This window comes from Fictibacillus sp. 18YEL24 (assembly GCF_015903855.1).
Lineage (GTDB): Bacteria > Bacillota > Bacilli > Bacillales > Fictibacillaceae > Fictibacillus > Fictibacillus phosphorivorans_C.
In genome coordinates, this window is the sequence record NZ_JACZDT010000001.1 from 48,731 (window position 1) to 66,210 (window position 17,480).

The window sequence follows — 17,480 nt, forward strand, 5'->3', positions numbered from 1 at the left end:
AGCGGTTGCAATGAACAGTCAATTAACTCCAAGACAAATTGTTGAAAAGTTAGATCAGTATATTATAGGTCAAAACGATGCAAAGAAAGCTGTTGCTGTTGCGCTTCGTAATCGTTATAGAAGAAGTTTGCTCGACGACAAGCTTCGTGATGAAGTATCACCTAAAAATATTCTGATGATCGGACCTACTGGTGTAGGGAAGACAGAGATTGCTAGAAGGTTAGCAAAACTAGCTCAAGCCCCGTTCATTAAACTTGAAGCAACTAAATTTACTGAAGTTGGCTATGTAGGTCGTGACGTTGATTCGATGGTACGTGATCTAGTTGAAACTTCAGTAAGACTTGTAAAAGAGCTGAAGATGAATGATGTAAAAGACAAAGCTGAGCAAAATGCTAATAAAAGACTTGTAGAGCTCTTAGTTCCAGGTAAAAAAACAGAAACGAGCTTTAAAAACCCGCTAGAGATGTTCTTTGGTGGGGGTAATCAAGAACAGGAACAAAAGCCACAGCAAGATGATGTTTCAGATCTTAGACAGAGACGAAACCAAATGGCACAGAAGCTTGCGCTTGGTGAGATGGAGGATCATCTTGTTACGGTAGAAGTAGAAGAGCAGAATCCTTCTATGCTAGACATGTTCCAAGGTTCGGGTCTGGAACAAGTAGGCATGAACATGCAGGATATGATAGGTGGACTTATGCCGAAGAAAAAGAAAAAAAGAAAGCTAACTGTTCGAGAAGCTCGTAAAGTATTGACGCAAGACGAAGCGGCAAAATTAATCGATATGGATGATGTTACGAGTGAAGCAGTTTACAAGACCGAACAAACAGGTATTATATTTATAGATGAGATCGATAAGATTGCAGGAAAGAACCAAAATTCTGCTGATGTAAGCCGTGAAGGTGTTCAGCGAGACATCCTTCCGATTGTTGAAGGTTCTACAGTAATGACGAAGTATGGCTCGATCAAGACGGATCATATCCTGTTTATTGCAGCTGGAGCTTTTCATATTTCTAAGCCTTCAGATCTTATTCCAGAGCTGCAAGGAAGATTTCCGATCAGAGTTGAACTAAATAGCTTGTCTGTTGAGGATTTTACACGTATATTAATAGAGCCTGATAATGCGATCATAAAACAGTATAAAGCTCTATTGAGTACGGAAGGTATAAATGTTGAATTTTCTGACGATGCTATTGCTAAGATTGCAAGCATTGCCTATGAAGTGAATCAAGACACCGATAATATTGGTGCACGAAGACTTCATACCATATTGGAACGCTTATTAGAAGATCTATCTTTTGAAGCGCCTGATATCAGCTTAGATCAAATTACCATTACACCCGAGTATGTAGAAGAAAAACTGGCTAACATCGCAAAGAACAAGGATCTGAGCCAATATATATTATAGGATGCAGTAGGAGGAAGAAATACAATGAATTTATTGAACAAAGCAAGAAGTATCAACTCGATGCTTCAACAAACAGGTGGTAAACAAGTAAACTTTAAAGAGATGGCTGAAACACTTAGTACGGTGATTGAAGCAAATATTTTTGTAGTAAGCCGTCGTGGTAAACTGTTAGGTCTCGCTCTTAAACAAGAAATTGAGAACGAGCGTATGAAGAAGATGATCGAGGATCGTCAATTCCCTACTGATTACACAAAAAATCTTTTCAACATTACAGAGTCTCTTTCAAACATTGACATAGAGAGCGATTATACAGCATTCCCAGTTGAGAACAAAGATTTGTTCTCGACGGGATTAACGACAATCGTTCCGATCGTAGGTGGCGGTGAAAGACTAGGAACTCTTATTCTTTCAAGACTATCTACTTCATTTGAAGAGGACGATCTAGTTCTTGCTGAGTACGGTGCTACAGTTGTTGGAATGGAGATCCTTCGTGAAAAAGCGGAAGAGATCGAAGAAGAAGCTCGTAACAAAGCAGTTGTTCAAATGGCGATCAGTTCATTATCATATAGTGAGCTAGAAGCGATCGAACATATTTTTGAAGAATTAGAAGGAAACGAAGGATTGCTTGTAGCAAGTAAGATTGCAGACAGAGTGGGTATTACTCGATCTGTAATCGTAAACGCGCTTCGTAAATTAGAGAGTGCAGGTGTAATTGAATCTCGTTCTCTAGGTATGAAGGGAACGTATATCAAAGTGTTGAACGACAAGTTCTTGCTTGAGCTTGAAAAGCTTAAAACTTCATAATAACCAATAATAAGATCCAGCTCTTTAAACCAGAGCTGGATTTTTTTGTTCCAAAAAACTCAAAGTGTAAATTTGAATCTCATATTATTTGTTATAGAGAAATTTTACTTTGGGTGCTGTATCAACATTTTTAAGATGTTTTTAATGGAAGGTTGAGATAGAAAAATTTTTGAAAAAAACTTCTATTGTTTATTCACGGTAGATTAGATACAACGAAAAAGGATAAAAATGTAAATATTTGTCGATTGTGTACGAAAGTGGTAAAGAGGTACCAAAAACCGTATAAATATAGGGATTTTATTACTATTTTTGAAATTGGGTCCAAAGTCACGGTCGAAATATAGTCCTTTCTATCGAAAAAAGTCAGTTTGGGAAAAAATACATAGACACTTTTTGGATATATCACTTAAAATATGATAGTGAGGTAAGATTTAACATAATATGAAACTTCTATAGTAAAAAAGAGGGAAGTGGTGAACTTGTTCTCTGGCTCAGTCATTAAAAACTTAGAGATGGCATTAGATGGATCAGCATTAAAACAAAAGACCATTTCAAATAACTTAGCTAATGTGGACACACCTGGATATAAAGCTAAAGAAACTGTCTTTAACCAGGAATTCAAAAAAAGCTTGCAAGCCCATCGAACAGATCAGCGGCATTTTTCATTCGGGACTGAAACATCCTCTTCTTTTAGTGTAAGAGAAAAAACGAATACAGTGATGAATCATAACGGAAATAATGTGGATGTAGATAAAGAGATGGCAGAATTAGCAAAGAATCAGCTTTATTATCAGACACTCGTACAGCGAATTAATGGAAAGTTTAATTCAATTAAGATGGTTGTTAAAGGTGGGAGATAAAAATGGGAGTTTTTGATGCAATGAATGTATCAGCATCCGGTTTAACGGCTCAACGGCTTAGGATGGATGTTGCTTCCTCTAACATGGCAAATATCGATTCGACACGCGGAGAATATAAGAACGGTGTGTGGGAACCGTATCGACGTAAAATGGTCGTCTTAGGTTCTGGTGAATCTAGTTTTAAAAACATGTTTAATAAAGCAGTGGATAACGGAAACATGTCTGGCGTTAGAGTCAATGGGGTAGTCAATGATCAAACTCCATTCAAAACAGTTTACCAACCTGAACATCCTGATGCGAACGAAGAAGGATTTGTTCAACTTCCGAATGTAGATCCACTAAAAGAGATGGTCGATTTAATGAGTGCTACTCGATCGTATGAAGCAAATGTTACTGCACTAAACGCAGCAAAAGGAATGTACTTAAAAGCATTAGAAATTGGCCGTTAGGGGTGTTGAAACATGGACAAAATTTCAATTGGTTCACTTCAGAACATCAGTAATCCAACTTCAGTCTCAAAAGTGACACCATATGAAGCTCAAGAAGATTTTAAGAGCTATCTAAAAGGAGCTTTAGATACGTTGGGTGAAACACAAGCACAATCTAATCAAGCTACTCAAGGTTTGATGAACGGAAATATGGATAACCTCCATCAAGTGATGATCACAGCTGAAAAAGCAAGTGTAACGATGCAAACGACTCTTGAGATTCGTAATAAAGTTGTTGAGGCCTACCAAGAAATAATGAGGATGCAAGTATAGGCTCTGTTATATGATTCGATATTAGCATTCAATTTTGGGGGTAGCTGTTAAAAATTTTTATTGCGCTTATCGGGGGAAAAAATGAAAGAAAAATGGAAAAACATCATCAAGCAAACGACAGAGCGGTTTAAAGCTCGTTCCAATGTACAAAAGGGATTTATTCTCAGTGGAATCTTTCTTATTATTGCAGCATTCATTTTTGTAACAGTCATGATGTCAACACCAAACCTTGTTCCTTTGTATTCAAATCTTTCCCCTCAGGAAGCAGGTCAAATACAAGAGAATTTAAATAGCAAAGGTGTGGCAAACGAAGTACAAGATGGTGGGAAAACAATATTAGTTCCTGAAGAACAAGTGAATAACCTGCAAGTGCAGTTAGCTGCAGAAGGATTACCTGAAAGTGGAAATATTGATTTCTCATATTTTGGTGAGAAATCAGGTTTTGGAATAACAGACAAAGAGTTTGGTGTTTTAGAAAGAGAAGCAACACAGACAGAGATTGCTAGTTTAATAAAGAGCATCAACGGGGTTGAAGATGCGAGCGTTATGATTACCCTTCCTGAAAGCAGTGTGTGGGTAAACCAAGAAGAAGAAAAAGCTTCAGCTTCTGTTGTTCTATCATTAGGAGCGGGAGCGAAATTAAATGAAGATCAGGTGAAAGCACTCTATCATCTCGTTTCAAAGAGTGTGAGCAACCTTCCTATGGAAAATATCGTCATTACGGATCAATACTTTAATTATTATGACTTGAATTCTGTAAACTCTACTGCTTCAGCTTCAAAATATGAAGAGCAAAGAAAGATTAAGCAGGATGTTGAAAGAGACTTACAACGAAGAGTTCAACAGATGTTATCAACCATCATGGGACAAGGTAAAGTAGTTGCTACAGTGACAACAGATATTGACTTTACGGAAGAAAAACGTGAAGAGAATATTGTAGAACCTGTTGATAAAGAAAACATGAAAGGCATTGAAGTAAGCGTTGAGCGAATAAGAGAGACGTTTACAGGAGAAGGTGCAGGAGAAGGTGGAGTAGGAGGAACGGGTGATCAAGAGGTACCTACCTACCCAGGTTCAGCTGCTGGCTCAAACGGAGACTATGAAAAAGTAGAAGAACGTATCAATAACGAAGTGAACAAGATACGTAAAGAAATCGTGGAGAGTCCGTATGAGATAAGAGATCTAGGCATTCAAGTCATGGTGGAGCCACCGACTCCAAACAAACCAGAATCGTTACCGCAAGAACGATTAGATGATATTGAACAAATTTTGAGTGCGATCGTTAGAACGAGTATCTCAAAAGATATAAACGAAACATTATCAGAAGATGATATTCAAGAAAAAATATTTGTATCTGCACAGCCGTTCAACGGAAAGCAAGAAACAACTGCCGTTTCGAAAGGTATTCCGTTATGGATCTACATAGTTGGTGGAGTCTTATTAATCGTTATTATTCTATTGATCTTCTTGCTCTCTCGAAAAAGAAGAACAGAGACCGAAAGCAAGATTGAAGAATTCCAGATGGATGAGCCTCAAGAATCTTACTATGTACCAGATGTAAACCAAGAAAAAGGGTCTGAGGGAACAGTTCGTAAGGAACAGTTAGAACGAATGGCAAAAGAAAAGCCTGAAGAATTCGCAAAGCTAGTAAGAACATGGCTTTCAGAGGAGTAAGGAGGTAACGAACGATGGCAAAAGGTATGAAAGAACTTACTGGTAAAGAGAAAGCGGCAATCCTCGTTATCTCTTTAGGTCCAGATGTGGCTGCCCAAGTATATAAACATTTAAGTGAGGAAGAGATTGAGAGATTAACCCTTCAAATCTCACAAGTTAGAAAAGTAGATTCAACGTTGAAAGATGAGATTATCACTCAATTTCATCAGTTAGCTCTAGCGCAAGATTATATTACCCAAGGTGGAATCGGCTATGCGAAGACAGTACTTGAGAAAGCGGTAGGTAAAGACGAAGCGATGCAAATCATCAATCGTTTGACATCGACTTTGCAAGTAAGGCCGTTTGACTTTGCTCGAAAAGCAGATCCGGGTCAAATATTAAACTTTATTCAAAACGAACACCCGCAAACGATTGCTCTGATTTTGTCTTACTTGGATTCCTCACAGGCTGGTCAGATACTTTCTGAACTTCCGCAAGAGATGCAAGCTGATATTGCGAAAAGGATCGCATTGATGGATCGAACATCACCAGAAGTGATCAATGAAGTGGAACAGATTTTAGAAAGAAAGTTATCTGCTACCGTTACACAGGATTTCACCCAAGCTGGTGGAGTTGAAGCTGTTGTCGAGGTCTTAAACGGTGTAGATCGAAGCACCGAACGGACAATCCTTGATGCGCTTGAAATTCAAGATCCTGAGTTAGCGGAAGAGATCAAGAAACGAATGTTTGTATTTGAAGATATCGTAACGCTTGATAACCGTGCCATTCAAAGAGTTATTCGTGAAGTGCAAAATGAAGATCTGCTTCTTGCTTTACGTGCATCTAGCGAGGAAGTAAAAGAAGTGATGTTCAATAACATGTCACAGCGTATGGCTGAAAACTTTAAAGAAGAAATGGAGTTTATGGGACCTGTTCGCCTTCGTGATGTTGAAGAAGCTCAGTCTAGAATCGTTGGAACCATTAGAAGACTTGAAGAAGCCGGAGAGCTTGTGATCGCTCGAGGCGGAGGAGATGATGTGATTGTCTAAAGTCATAAAATCTTTTCACGATCACAAAGAGAAGTCTGAAACAAATGAAGTGGTCATAGGAATTCAGTCGCTTTCATTATTTAACATGAGAAATCAGCGTTTAGAAGATGAGGATGAAGAATCAAATATCATTTCTATTAAAAATCAAGCGTATAACCTGCTTGAAGAAGCGAGGAACGAAGCTGCTTCTATTACAAATGAAATAGAAGAATATAGAGCAGCACAAATTAAAAGATTAGCTGATGAAGAGGCTGCTTGGAAAAAGAAGCTAGAAGCGGCATACGAACAGGCAAAGAATGAGGGTTACGATGCTGGCTTTCAAAAAGGTGTTGAGCAAGGACACGAAAGCTGGGTTTCACAATTAAATGAAGTTAAAAGTTCTATGGATACATTAAGGCAAGAATATCATAACGTCCTTAGTGAAGCAGAGCCACAGATGATCATCTTAGCTATGGCAGCTGCTGAGAAAATCTTAGGGAAAAAGCTTCAAGAAACACCTGAAACGTGGATTTCTATCGTAAAACAACTTGTTAAAGAAGCTAGAGATTTTGAAGAGATCAAGCTATACGTTCCACCGCAATGGTTTGAACTTACACAAAACTATCGAGAAGAACTAAAGAACATGCTTCAATCGACAGCGACTCTTTTCATCTATCCAGATGAAAACTTAATCGAGAATGGTGCAATCATTGAGTTTCCTTTTGGAAAGATCGACGCAACACTCGACGTTCAACTAAAAGAGATCAGAGAAAAACTGTTAGAACAACTTGAGGTGTCAGATCAATGAACGTCCAAAATTTGATGAAGTCCCTTCAATCAATCGATTCTTATAAAAGATATGGAAAAGTGATTCGGGTTGTGGGGCTAATGATTGAATCTAAAGGGCCGAAAACATCGATCGGTGATGTCTGCTATATACACACGGGGAACAACAAGCAAAAAATCAAAGCTGAAGTAGTTGGTTTTCAGGAAGAGAACGTTTTGTTGATGCCCTTTACATATGTAAAAAATATTGCAGTTGGCAGTTTGGTTGAAGCCTCACACCGCGCGTTAGAAATTAAGGTAGGAGCTTCTTTGATCGGAAAAGTACTAGATGGTATGGGTGTTCCTTTAGATGGCTCTCCTCTGCCTCGTGGATTGTTTCGTTATCCGTCAGAGAACGAGCCGCCGAATCCGATGGAGAGACCTAGGATTCATGAAAGTATTCAGCTTGGTATTCGGTCGATCGACAGTTTGTTAACGGTTGGAAAAGGTCAGCGGGTAGGTATTTTTGCCGGAAGTGGAGTAGGTAAGAGTACGCTTCTAGGCATGGTAGCACGTAATTCGACAGCTGACCTTAATGTTATCGCGCTAATCGGTGAACGTGGACGCGAAGTTCTTGATTTTATTGAGCGAGATCTAGGTGAAGAAGGTTTGAAGCGATCTATTGTAATCGTTGCGACTTCAGATCAACCTGCTTTAATGCGGATAAAAGGTGCACTGACTGCAACGAGTATCGCTGAATATTTTCGAGACCAAGGCAAGAACGTTATGTTGATGATGGACTCTGTAACGCGTGTGGCTATGGCTCAGCGTGAGATCGGATTAGCTGTTGGAGAACCCCCAACTACAAAAGGTTACACACCGAGCGTATTTGCGGTTCTTCCAAAATTGTTAGAACGATCTGGGACGAATAAGAACGGAACGATTACAGCTTTTTATACCGTGTTAGTTGACGGAGACGATTTTAACGAGCCCATCTCAGATACGGTTCGAGGAATTCTAGATGGACATTTTATCTTAGATCGAAACTTAGCCAATAAAGGGCAGTTTCCTGCTGTTAACATTCTTAAGAGTATAAGCAGGGTGATGAATGACATCGTTCCGAAAGAACACCGGCAAGCGGCCGAACGTCTTCGAGAACTTCTATCATCCTATGTGGAAGCAGAAGACTTGATCAGCATTGGCGCATATAAAAGGGGTTCTTCGAAATCAGTGGATGAAGCGATACAGATGTACCCCAACATTCTATCGTTTCTTAAACAGCAAGTGGATGAAGATGTTAGTTATGAACAAGCTCTAGAGCGGTTGTTGATTGAATTTGGGAAGGATGAACGTTGATGTCATTTCATTTTTCTATGGAGAAAGTATTATCCGTTAAACAAAAAGAAAAAGAATCGATTGAACAAGAATTAGGAGAAGCTGTACAAGCGTTTGAAGGCATAGCAGAAGAGATATACAGCCTACTTAAAAGGAAAGAAGACATCGAGAACCAATCGAATTATACCTTTAAGCAGAAAATCGTTGTAAACGATCTACAGAATACGCAGCGTTTTCTTTTATCCATGACGAACAAGATTAAAGATTTACAGCCGCTGTTACAAAGAGCAAGAGAAAGAATGCAGGTTATTCAACAAAGGTTATTACAGCAAACCATTGAAGTGAAAAAATACGAGAAGCTAAAAGAAAGACAACTCAGCGCCTATAAAGCGGAAGTTGCTTCATATGAGAATAAGCAGAACGACGAATTTTCGGTTTTGCGTTTTGCGAAGTCGTAAAAAATCAGGTGATTAAATGAAACAGAACGAAAAATCCAGCAGAGTGGTTTGGCTTTTATTAGTAGTATTCGTACCTTTCGTTTTTGCACTGACTGTTTTCGGAATCGTACTTTCTTTTATGGGAGTGAACGTATGGGAAGAAGCAAAAAACACGGGTAAGAACATACCCATAATCAAAAATGTTTTTACCGAGAAAACGGAAGTAGCTGTAACGAGCAATGTACAAGAAAAGCAGTGGAAATCGAAGTTCGATGAACAAGAAGATTACATTAAAGTATTATCTGCTGATCTGCAAAAGAAAGAAAAAGAAGTAACCGATTTAAAGAGCAATATTGCTCTATTAGAAAAGCAAGTAGAAGATGCTGAAACAACTGTGAAAGATGAAGAGAATGAGCAATTAAAGAAATTATATGAAGCAATGTCAGCAAAAGATGCTGCAGCAGTTATGACAGAGATGAATAACAATCAAATCATGAGCATCTTGATGCTTTTACAGTCTGAAACGCAAGCTGAGATCCTTTCCAAACTTGATGTAAAACGTGCAGCTGAGCTTACGGTTCTAATGGCAAACAAAACGCTATAAAAGGAGGTGTGAAAAACGTGCAATTAATGATTTCGCAGCCAGCGGCTACAGGAGTGCAGTCTTCACCAGTATCTGGATCTTCTCAGAAAAGTAGCAACATCGATTCTCTCTTTTCTCAACTTCTGGCATCTTCAGCTACTGAGAATGAGGGAGTTACAGAGGGTTTAGGAGATATGATCGCTAGTATTTTAGGTAACTTTGAGGGACTTGAATATAAGGCAGACCAATTGAATAACGAAACGGTTCAATCATTATTAAACGATCTGCCACCAGAAATGAAAGAAGTTGTTGAAAAGCTTCTTGAGAGCGAGATTGATTTCTCTGAGATTCCAACAAACCCTTCTCCAGAGCTGAAGCTAGCTCTATTGTTACAGCTTGTTGTTAACGAAGAAGCCGTACCATTCTCTCAAAAAGATCAGAAGCAACTCACAGATTTGATAGGCAGATGGTTTCCAGGAATAAAGCTTGATCAAAAAGATTCTCTAACAAAACAAACAGAGCAGATTTTTGGAGAGATCAAAAAGCTTCTAAACGAGTCATCGGGTAATGATAAGAATGCTTTCTTAAAAGTTTTTGAGACGATATCGGTTGAAAAAAAGCTGAAAAGCTTTGCGGACCAAGCCTTTCAGCGATATGTACCGACAGCAAAGTCAATCGAACCAAACGTTTCCGCTTCTAAAGAACTTCAAACGCTGCAGAGTCCACTTTCTCCTCTAGAACAATGGACATTGAAAGTGCCTGTTACAGGAGTGGAAGGACAGAAGGAGCAGTTTGTTCGTGAGGTTCAACAGATTATATCAAGAGGAAAACTATTCGTTACAGAATCTGGATTTACGAAGATGCAGATCCGGTTAACACCTGAACATCTTGGCAACATCGAGATACAGCTTATCCAAAAACATGGTGAGATCACAGCGAAGATCATAGCTTCAAGCCAAGGGGCAAAAGATGCCTTGGATAGTCAGCTCACACAATTGAAACAAGCTTTCACAAGTCAAGATATAGATTTTGAAAAGATTGATGTATTTCTAAACGGAGACGAACAGACCTTTGATTTTCGTGATGAGAATAATCAAGGATATGAAGATCAGCAGCATGCAGAAGAGAACATGTCTGAGGAAGAGAAGTCAGATCATCTATCTTTTGATGAACAATTATCACAGTTGGTATTAAACGAAAAGGTGTGATGAGTGATGACCAAGATCTCTGAAGATCTGATGCTTTCTAATTATCAAGCAAAAACAAAACAAACAGGTTCAAACATTTTAGGTAAAGATGATTTTTTAAAGATATTAATCACGCAGCTTCAAAACCAAGACCCTACAAGTCCGATGCAAGACCGAGAGTTTATCGCACAGATGGCAAGCTTTTCATCACTAGAACAGATGACAAACATGAATCAGACTATGCAGCAATTCCTATCGTTCCAAACAGAATCTTCATTATTACAACAAAGCCAGATGATCGGTAAACAAGTAACCTACGAAACGGAAACAATAGATACAGAAGGTAACAAAAAGATAGAAGAAAAAGAAGCTGTAGTGAAATCTGTTTTATTTGAAAAAGGATCTGTCATGTTGGAAATGAGTGATGGAACAAAGATCACAAGTTACCAAGTGATCAAAATATCCGATCAGGCAAAGTAAGGAGTGGATAACATGAGCGAACGTATACACGCTCATCAATTGTACCAGCCGATGCTTTACCCCAAACATCGACAGCAGAAAAAAATAGATCAATCTTTTCAGTCCGTTTTTCATAAAGAGCTTGAAAACCAACTCACCATTAGCAAACACGCTCAAAAAAGACTGCAAGATAGAGATATTACGATATCAGAATCAAGCTGGAACAAGATAAGTGAAAAGATGATCGAAGCTGGACAAAAAGGAATTAAAGATTCATTAGTCATCATGAAGAATGTCACGCTAGTCGTGAATGCGCCAAATCAAACTGTAATTACAGCATTAGATCGAAACGAAAGTACATCTCAGATCTTTACAAACATCAATGGTGCCATCGTCATAGACGAATAAACGAGCTGGACCTTTACAGGAGGCTCACAAAACTGCCGAATGATAGAAGCAGTTATTAAACCAAGTAAGGGAGATAAAAACAAATGTTACGTTCTATGTATTCAGGAATCAGTGGTATGAAAAACTTTCAGGTGAAACTAGATGTAATCGGAAATAACATCGCAAACGTTAATACGTACGGATTTAAGAAAGGCCGTACAACTTTTAAAGACCTTGTGAGTCAGCAGATTGCTGGGGCGAGCGAAGCCACTGCAACAAGAGGTGGAGTTAACCCGAAGCAAGTTGGGTTAGGATCACAATTATCTACAATAGATACTGTGCATACTCAAGGGAGTTTGCAAAATACTGCTCGTCCACTAGATTTAGGAATTTCGGGTGACGGATTTTTTAGATTAGGTACTGGAACAATTGCAGCAGCAGGAGGTGTTAAAGGAATAAATATTACCCTCTCAGAAACAACATATTCAAGAGCTGGTAACTTTTATTTAGATCAAGAAGGTTACATTGTTAACTCTGACGGCAAATATTTACTCGGTCCTGTAGGGACTCCTGCAACGACAAGTGTTGCAATTAAAATACCAACTGATGCAAAAAGCTTTAGTGTAGGTGCTGATGGAACAGTAAATTATATTGATAAAGATGGAAAATTAACGAAAGCGGGTCAAATTGAGCTTGCAAAGTTTTCAAATAATGAAGGTCTTGAAAAGGCTGGAAGTAACGAATATCGAGCTAGTACCAACTCTGGTAATCCGCTACCCTCATACCCTGGTGGAACAGGCGGTGCAGGCACACTAGTAGCAGGTGCACTCGAAATGTCCAACGTAGACTTATCTGAAGAGTTCACTGAGATGATTGTTGCACAGCGTGGATTCCAAGCGAATACAAGAATCATCACGACATCGGATGAGATCCTTCAAGAACTAGTGAACTTAAAACGTTAACGTGAAGGGAGGAAGGGGTAAGCAGGAACCGGCTTAACCCCGAAACTCATGATTTCTTTAACTCAGTTAAATGGCAATACATTTACGCTGAATGCGATCTATATCGAACAGATTCAATCTTTTCCGGATACTACGATCACATTAACTACAGGCAAAAAATTTGTTGTTAAAGAAAGTGAAGAAGAGGTTGCTCAACTGATTTCAGAGTTTTATAGAAATATTACGTTGTTGCCACTAAGTCAGAAAAAGGAGGGTCTGTAGTTGGGAAAAAATAAAGCGGTAACGATCATGCTTTCCATGCTTGTAGCGATCGGTCTAATCGGTGCAGCAGGATATTACGGGTTTAAGCAGTTCTCACCTAAGACCGAAGCTTCTGAGCCTACAGCAGAAGAGCTGGACAAGCTGATGGTCGAAACCAATGAAATGACAACCAATCTTGCAGATCAATCTTATGTGAAGATTCAGTTCAAGATTCAAGCGGATAATGAAGATGCGAAACACGAACTTGAGAAAAGACTGTTCCAAGTGAACAATCTTATCATCTATGAGATCTCGAACAAGAAAACAGAAGAACTATCTGGCCAGCAAGGGTTGATCTCTTTAGAGAACAAACTGAAAACAGAGCTTAATAAGGTTATGCAAGATGGGAAAGTAGTCAGAGTCTACACAACTCAAAAGATCATACAATAATTCACTAAAAACGGCATGAAAAGAGGTGAGACTCTTGGTTGATGTTTTGTCACAAAACGAAATAGATGCTCTTCTCTCCGCCCTTTCCACAGGAGAGATGGATGCAGAAGAGCTTAAAAAGGAAGAGTCAGAGAATAAGGTTAAAGTTTACGATTTTAAAAGAGCCCTGCGTTTTTCGAAAGAGCAGATTCGCAGTTTAACGAGATTGCATGAGAACTTTGCAAGACTTTTAACGACTTACTTTTCAGCGCAGCTTAGAACGTACGTCCAGATCGGTGTTGCGTCTGTCGATCAGCTTCCATACGAGGAATTCATCCGTTCTGTTCCAAAGATGACTTTGTTGAATGTGTTTGAAGCACATCCGTTTGAAGGACGCATCTTAATGGAAGTCAACCCGAATATCGCATACGCCATGCTTGATAGAGTGATGGGTGGCAGCGGGGCTGGAATGAATAAGATCGAGAATTTAACTGAGATCGAAACGAGAATCATGAATCAGTTATTTGAAAACACACTTGATAGTTTTAAAGAAGCGTGGACAAGTGTCATCGAACTGGAGCCGTTCATGCTCGATTTGGAAGTGAATCCACAATTTTTACAGATGGTTTCTCCGAACGAAACGGTAGTCGTGATCTCACTGAATACGACGATTGGTGAAACGAGCGGAATGATCAATATCTGCTTACCACATGTTGTCATAGAACCGATCATTCCGAAGCTCTCTGTTCATCATTGGATGCAGAATAAAAAGAAAACACGAATTCCAGGAGAGACCGAATTTATTGAACAAAAGATAAAGAATGCCTTCTTGCCTTTTAAAGTTGAGTTAGGATCTTCAGACATGTCGATTGAAGAGTTTCTGAACTTATCAATAGGTGACTGTATTGAACTAGATCAACGGATCAACCAACCGCTCGTGATAAAAGTAGAAAACAATCCGAAGTTCTACGGTCAACCGGGAAAGGTGAAGAAAAAGTTAGCCGTTCAAATTATCGAAACCATTAAGGAGGATGAGGATCAATGGTAAGTGGAGATATGCTTTCACAAGATGAAATTGATGCTTTGTTGAATGGTGGAAGTCCTTCCTCGTCCGGAGCGACCGAAACCGAAGAATACCTATCATCGATCGAACGAGATGCGTTAGGTGAGATCGGAAACATCTCATTTGGAAGTGCTGCAACAGCTCTATCCACGTTGTTGAATCAAAAAGTAGACATCACGACGCCAACAGTGACCGTTGTGAGACGCACCGAGTTAAAAGACGAGTTTCCGATTCCGCATGTTGCGGTTCAGGTTACGTATACAGAAGGCATCGAAGGAGCTAACTTGTTAGTGATCCGTAAGACAGATGCACAGATCATCGCAGACTTGATGCTTGGCGGCGAAGGCACAAATCCTTCTCCGGATTTTGGGGAATTGCAATTAAGTGCTGTTGGTGAAGCGATGAATCAGATGATGGGATCAGCTTCCACATCGATGTCTACGATCTTTAATAAAAAAGTAGATATCTCTCCACCTAAAATTGATTTTCTAGATATTGAATCAAACACGAGTTTGATTCCTGATGAAGAGATTTTAGTTAAAGTTTCATTCCGACTTAAAGTGGGTGAACTGATCGATTCGAATATCATGCAGCTCATTGATGCTGAGTTCTCAAAGGACCTTGTACATAAGTTGATGAATCCTGAACCAGTTGTTGAAAAAGAGCCGGTTGCAGATTATGCACCTCATGAAGAAGTAGTCCCACCATCTGCACCGGTAGATCATTATCAAGAACGTGTTCATAGTGAGCCAAGAAATGACCCTCAGCCTGCTTATCAATCGCAGATGAGAGATGTTTCCATTCAGCCAGCAAGCTTTTCTGACTTTGGAGATTATGAGGCGAATCAAAGAGATACGAAGAATCTAGACATGCTATTAGACATTCCACTTCAAGTAACGGTTGAGCTTGGAAGAACGAAAAAAACGATAAAAGATATTTTGGAAATGTCTCAAGGTTCGATCGTAGAGCTCGATAAACTTGCTGGTGAACCAGTTGATATCTTTGTTAATCAAAAGATGATCGCAAAAGGCGAGGTTGTTGTTATCGATGAAAACTTCGGAGTCCGTGTAACAGAGATTTTAAGCCAGCGTGATCGTTTAGAAAAATTGAAATAATTATCGGAGGTAAGTGAAATGGGAGAACGTATTTTAGTTGTTGATGATGCAGCATTTATGAGAATGATGATCAAGGATATTTTAGTTAAGAATGGATTTGATGTTGTAGGTGAAGCAGCAGACGGTGCGCAAGCGATCGAAAAATTCCAAGAGTTAAAACCAGATCTCGTTACGATGGATATCACGATGCCAGAGATGGACGGCATATCAGCTTTGAAAGAGATCAAGAAAACGAACCCTGAAGCAAAGATTATCATGTGTTCAGCGATGGGGCAGCAGGCGATGGTAATCGATGCGATCCAAGCTGGGGCAAAAGATTTTATCGTTAAGCCGTTTGCAGCTGACCGTGTAATCGAAGCGATTAAGAAAACTTTAGGATAAGCATACATGTATCGATGGTTAATTAGTCTTTTTGCAGCAGTTTGTCTCTCGCTTGTACCATTTAGTGTACAAGCGGAAGGCAGCAGTTCAGGGAAAAGTGTTTATGACACCATAAATAACTCAGATCAAAAGGGTGAGAAAGAAGCACCAGCAGATAACAGCCCTGTCAGCTCTGAGAGTGAAAGCACATTTATGATGCTCGTCAAGCTCGTGTTTATGCTTGGAATCGTTCTAGCGATCTTGTTTTTTGTTTTACGCTTTATTCAAAGAAAATCTGTCAGTTTTCAAGATGGGAAAAATCTTCAGTCTTTGGGCGGCATCGGAATCGGACAGAATCGTTCTGTACAACTGATCAGAACGGGTAATTCTGTCTTGGTTGTAGGTGTTGGTGATTCGGTAACACTTCTAAAAGAGATTACAGATGAAGTTGAAGTTCAGATGATGCTCGATCAGCGTCCGTCTCAAAATGTTTCAAGTTTGACTGACCAATTGAAAGTAAAGTGGATGAAAAGTAGAAACGAAAAGTCGATTAAGACTTCGAGCCAAACAGGAACAAAGGATCAGACGCAATCTTTTAAGAATATGCTTCAATCGATCGTTCAAGATAAGAAGAATCAGCAAAAAGAACTTCAGAGAGTGCTAGAGAAAGGGAAACATCATGAATGAATTTATTCCTGGATTAGACTTGGATTTTATTAATAATAGCGATCCAGCGAACATGGAAACTACGATTCAGCTGTTGCTGCTCTTAACAGTCCTTTCGCTTGCTCCAAGTATCTTAATTCTTATGACTTGTTTTACGAGGATAATCATTGTCTTATCTTTTGTTAGAACTTCATTAGCGACGCAGCAGATGCCGCCTAACCAAGTTTTGATTGGAATTGCATTGTTCTTAACTTTTTTTATCATGGCGCCAGTGATGCATGAGGTAAACAAAGAAGCGGTCCAGCCGTTAGTAAAAGGTGAGATCTCACAAGAAGAGGCGTTTGATAAGGGAAGTCTTCCGATCAAAGAATTCATGGCAAAACATACACGTCAGAAAGATCTAATGCTGTTTATGGAATATTCAGGTGCGAAAAAGCCAGAAAGTATTAAAGATATTCCGTTAACGACACTTGTTCCAGCGTTTGCGATCAGTGAACTAAAGACAGCCTTTCAGATTGGATTCATGATTTTTGTACCGTTCTTGATCATTGATATGGTCGTTGCGTCTATTTTAATGGCTATGGGGATGATGATGCTGCCGCCCGTTATGATATCACTGCCATTTAAGATCTTGTTATTCGTACTGGTTGATGGCTGGTACCTCATCGTTAAATCATTGCTATTAAGCTATTAGGGCAGGTGGAAACATGGATTCTCAATTTGTAATTTCTTTAGCAGAAAAAGGGGTATACATGACCTTGCTTTTGTGCGGTCCGCTCATGTTATTAGCCCTGATCGTAGGTTTGATCGTCAGTATATTTCAAGCAACAACGCAGATTCAGGAACAAACACTTGCATTTATACCAAAGATTGTTGCCGTGTTAGTAGGACTCGTGTTTTTTGGGCCTTGGATGCTTTCTCAAATCCTAGGATTCACATCAAATATTTTCCAAAATTTACACACTTATATAGGATGATGAA

General features: G+C 39.3%; 23 protein-coding genes. All 23 read left to right on the top strand.

All coding sequences use genetic code 11. From position 1 onward, the window contains the following. Positions 1-10: 10 nt before the first annotated feature. The 23 genes from hslU (at position 11) to fliQ (ending at position 17,476) form a co-directional block, all read left to right on the top strand. Positions 11-1,405, top strand: a complete 1,395-nt coding sequence (hslU, locus tag HU823_RS00260; RefSeq protein WP_137789674.1) for an HslU--HslV peptidase ATPase subunit — start codon at positions 11-13, stop codon at positions 1,403-1,405. A gap of 24 nt (positions 1,406-1,429) precedes the next feature. Continuing rightward, positions 1,430-2,209, top strand: coding sequence for a GTP-sensing pleiotropic transcriptional regulator CodY (codY, locus tag HU823_RS00265; protein ID WP_066393642.1), 780 nt, complete (start codon positions 1,430-1,432; stop codon positions 2,207-2,209). A gap of 473 nt (positions 2,210-2,682) precedes the next feature. Beyond that, entirely contained in the window at positions 2,683-3,069 is a 387-nt protein-coding gene (flgB, locus tag HU823_RS00270; protein ID WP_144700791.1) for a flagellar basal body rod protein FlgB, read from the top strand. A gap of 2 nt (positions 3,070-3,071) precedes the next feature. Beyond that, the gene (flgC, locus tag HU823_RS00275) at positions 3,072-3,518 is read left to right on the top strand and encodes a flagellar basal body rod protein FlgC (RefSeq protein ID WP_197220776.1); all 447 of its coding nucleotides are present in this window, start codon (positions 3,072-3,074) and stop codon (positions 3,516-3,518) included. A 12-nt stretch (positions 3,519-3,530) separates the two neighbouring features. Next, positions 3,531-3,830 carry a flagellar hook-basal body complex protein FliE gene (fliE, locus tag HU823_RS00280; protein ID WP_144700787.1) on the top strand — a complete coding sequence of 100 codons (300 nt, stop codon included), beginning with the start codon at positions 3,531-3,533 and terminating at the stop codon, positions 3,828-3,830. Positions 3,831-3,911: 81 nt separating this feature from the next. Then, complete coding sequence (gene fliF / locus HU823_RS00285; protein WP_197220777.1) at positions 3,912-5,504, top strand: flagellar basal-body MS-ring/collar protein FliF; 1,593 nt, start codon at positions 3,912-3,914, stop codon at positions 5,502-5,504. A gap of 14 nt (positions 5,505-5,518) precedes the next feature. Further along, positions 5,519-6,532, top strand: a complete 1,014-nt coding sequence (gene fliG, locus HU823_RS00290; protein ID WP_144700783.1) for a flagellar motor switch protein FliG — start codon at positions 5,519-5,521, stop codon at positions 6,530-6,532. After that, the gene (fliH, locus tag HU823_RS00295; RefSeq protein WP_197220778.1) at positions 6,525-7,319 is read left to right on the top strand and encodes a flagellar assembly protein FliH; all 795 of its coding nucleotides are present in this window, start codon (positions 6,525-6,527) and stop codon (positions 7,317-7,319) included. Before fliG ends, fliH begins: the two co-directional genes overlap by 8 nt. Then, entirely contained in the window at positions 7,316-8,632 is a 1,317-nt protein-coding gene (fliI, locus tag HU823_RS00300; RefSeq protein WP_197220779.1) for a flagellar protein export ATPase FliI, read from the top strand. Before fliH ends, fliI begins: the two co-directional genes overlap by 4 nt. Continuing rightward, positions 8,632-9,069, top strand: coding sequence for a flagellar export protein FliJ (gene fliJ / locus HU823_RS00305; RefSeq protein ID WP_144700777.1), 438 nt, complete (start codon positions 8,632-8,634; stop codon positions 9,067-9,069). The genes fliI and fliJ overlap by 1 nt, the downstream gene beginning before the upstream one ends. 16 nt (positions 9,070-9,085) lie before the next feature. Beyond that, positions 9,086-9,652, top strand: coding sequence for a MotE family protein (locus HU823_RS00310; protein ID WP_197220780.1), 567 nt, complete (start codon positions 9,086-9,088; stop codon positions 9,650-9,652). A 26-nt stretch (positions 9,653-9,678) separates the two neighbouring features. Beyond that, on the top strand, positions 9,679-10,839 hold the full coding sequence (locus HU823_RS00315; protein WP_231607269.1) for a flagellar hook-length control protein FliK: 1,161 nt from the start codon (positions 9,679-9,681) through the stop codon (positions 10,837-10,839). 6 nt (positions 10,840-10,845) lie between these two features. Beyond that, complete coding sequence (gene flgD, locus HU823_RS00320) at positions 10,846-11,298, top strand: flagellar hook assembly protein FlgD (RefSeq protein WP_144700771.1); 453 nt, start codon at positions 10,846-10,848, stop codon at positions 11,296-11,298. Positions 11,299-11,310: 12 nt separating this feature from the next. Continuing rightward, entirely contained in the window at positions 11,311-11,685 is a 375-nt protein-coding gene (locus HU823_RS00325; protein ID WP_144700769.1) for a TIGR02530 family flagellar biosynthesis protein, read from the top strand. Positions 11,686-11,768: 83 nt separating this feature from the next. After that, positions 11,769-12,626, top strand: coding sequence for a flagellar basal body rod protein FlgG (gene flgG, locus HU823_RS00330; RefSeq protein WP_144700767.1), 858 nt, complete (start codon positions 11,769-11,771; stop codon positions 12,624-12,626). A gap of 48 nt (positions 12,627-12,674) precedes the next feature. Next, the gene (locus HU823_RS00335; protein WP_144700765.1) at positions 12,675-12,887 is read left to right on the top strand and encodes a flagellar FlbD family protein; all 213 of its coding nucleotides are present in this window, start codon (positions 12,675-12,677) and stop codon (positions 12,885-12,887) included. After that, on the top strand, positions 12,888-13,316 hold the full coding sequence (gene fliL, locus HU823_RS00340; RefSeq protein ID WP_144700763.1) for a flagellar basal body-associated protein FliL: 429 nt from the start codon (positions 12,888-12,890) through the stop codon (positions 13,314-13,316). A gap of 34 nt (positions 13,317-13,350) precedes the next feature. Beyond that, a complete protein-coding gene (fliM, locus tag HU823_RS00345) occupies positions 13,351-14,343 on the top strand; it encodes a flagellar motor switch protein FliM (RefSeq protein WP_137789658.1) in 993 nt (330 codons plus the stop codon). Then, complete coding sequence (gene fliY / locus HU823_RS00350) at positions 14,337-15,473, top strand: flagellar motor switch phosphatase FliY (protein WP_197220781.1); 1,137 nt, start codon at positions 14,337-14,339, stop codon at positions 15,471-15,473. Before fliM ends, fliY begins: the two co-directional genes overlap by 7 nt. Positions 15,474-15,491: 18 nt before the next feature. Next, the gene (locus tag HU823_RS00355; RefSeq protein ID WP_066240809.1) at positions 15,492-15,854 is read left to right on the top strand and encodes a response regulator; all 363 of its coding nucleotides are present in this window, start codon (positions 15,492-15,494) and stop codon (positions 15,852-15,854) included. A 6-nt stretch (positions 15,855-15,860) separates the two neighbouring features. Further along, positions 15,861-16,520 (top strand): flagellar biosynthetic protein FliO, encoded by a 660-nt coding sequence (locus HU823_RS00360; protein ID WP_197220782.1) that lies wholly within the window; start codon positions 15,861-15,863, stop codon positions 16,518-16,520. Further along, positions 16,513-17,193 carry a flagellar type III secretion system pore protein FliP gene (fliP, locus tag HU823_RS00365; protein ID WP_137789655.1) on the top strand — a complete coding sequence of 227 codons (681 nt, stop codon included), beginning with the start codon at positions 16,513-16,515 and terminating at the stop codon, positions 17,191-17,193. The genes HU823_RS00360 and fliP overlap by 8 nt, the downstream gene beginning before the upstream one ends. A 13-nt stretch (positions 17,194-17,206) precedes the next feature. Next, on the top strand, positions 17,207-17,476 hold the full coding sequence (gene fliQ / locus HU823_RS00370) for a flagellar biosynthesis protein FliQ (RefSeq protein ID WP_066393686.1): 270 nt from the start codon (positions 17,207-17,209) through the stop codon (positions 17,474-17,476). Positions 17,477-17,480 lie beyond the last annotated feature (4 nt).

Coding starts and splice junctions, on each gene's coding strand:
- codY (WP_066393642.1), top strand. CDS start 1,430: ATGAATTTATTGAACAAAGCAAGAAGTATCAACTCGATGCTTCAACAA.
- HU823_RS00310 (WP_197220780.1), top strand. CDS start 9,086: ATGAAACAGAACGAAAAATCCAGCAGAGTGGTTTGGCTTTTATTAGTA.
- HU823_RS00360 (WP_197220782.1), top strand. CDS start 15,861: ATGTATCGATGGTTAATTAGTCTTTTTGCAGCAGTTTGTCTCTCGCTT.
- fliG (WP_144700783.1), top strand. CDS start 5,519: ATGGCAAAAGGTATGAAAGAACTTACTGGTAAAGAGAAAGCGGCAATC.
- HU823_RS00355 (WP_066240809.1), top strand. CDS start 15,492: ATGGGAGAACGTATTTTAGTTGTTGATGATGCAGCATTTATGAGAATG.
- HU823_RS00335 (WP_144700765.1), top strand. CDS start 12,675: ATGATTTCTTTAACTCAGTTAAATGGCAATACATTTACGCTGAATGCG.
- flgD (WP_144700771.1), top strand. CDS start 10,846: ATGACCAAGATCTCTGAAGATCTGATGCTTTCTAATTATCAAGCAAAA.
- HU823_RS00315 (WP_231607269.1), top strand. CDS start 9,679: ATGATTTCGCAGCCAGCGGCTACAGGAGTGCAGTCTTCACCAGTATCT.
- fliI (WP_197220779.1), top strand. CDS start 7,316: ATGAACGTCCAAAATTTGATGAAGTCCCTTCAATCAATCGATTCTTAT.
- fliF (WP_197220777.1), top strand. CDS start 3,912: ATGAAAGAAAAATGGAAAAACATCATCAAGCAAACGACAGAGCGGTTT.
- fliQ (WP_066393686.1), top strand. CDS start 17,207: ATGGATTCTCAATTTGTAATTTCTTTAGCAGAAAAAGGGGTATACATG.
- HU823_RS00325 (WP_144700769.1), top strand. CDS start 11,311: ATGAGCGAACGTATACACGCTCATCAATTGTACCAGCCGATGCTTTAC.
- fliJ (WP_144700777.1), top strand. CDS start 8,632: ATGTCATTTCATTTTTCTATGGAGAAAGTATTATCCGTTAAACAAAAA.
- flgC (WP_197220776.1), top strand. CDS start 3,072: ATGGGAGTTTTTGATGCAATGAATGTATCAGCATCCGGTTTAACGGCT.
- fliP (WP_137789655.1), top strand. CDS start 16,513: ATGAATGAATTTATTCCTGGATTAGACTTGGATTTTATTAATAATAGC.
- flgG (WP_144700767.1), top strand. CDS start 11,769: ATGTTACGTTCTATGTATTCAGGAATCAGTGGTATGAAAAACTTTCAG.
- fliY (WP_197220781.1), top strand. CDS start 14,337: ATGGTAAGTGGAGATATGCTTTCACAAGATGAAATTGATGCTTTGTTG.
- hslU (WP_137789674.1), top strand. CDS start 11: ATGAACAGTCAATTAACTCCAAGACAAATTGTTGAAAAGTTAGATCAG.
- fliE (WP_144700787.1), top strand. CDS start 3,531: ATGGACAAAATTTCAATTGGTTCACTTCAGAACATCAGTAATCCAACT.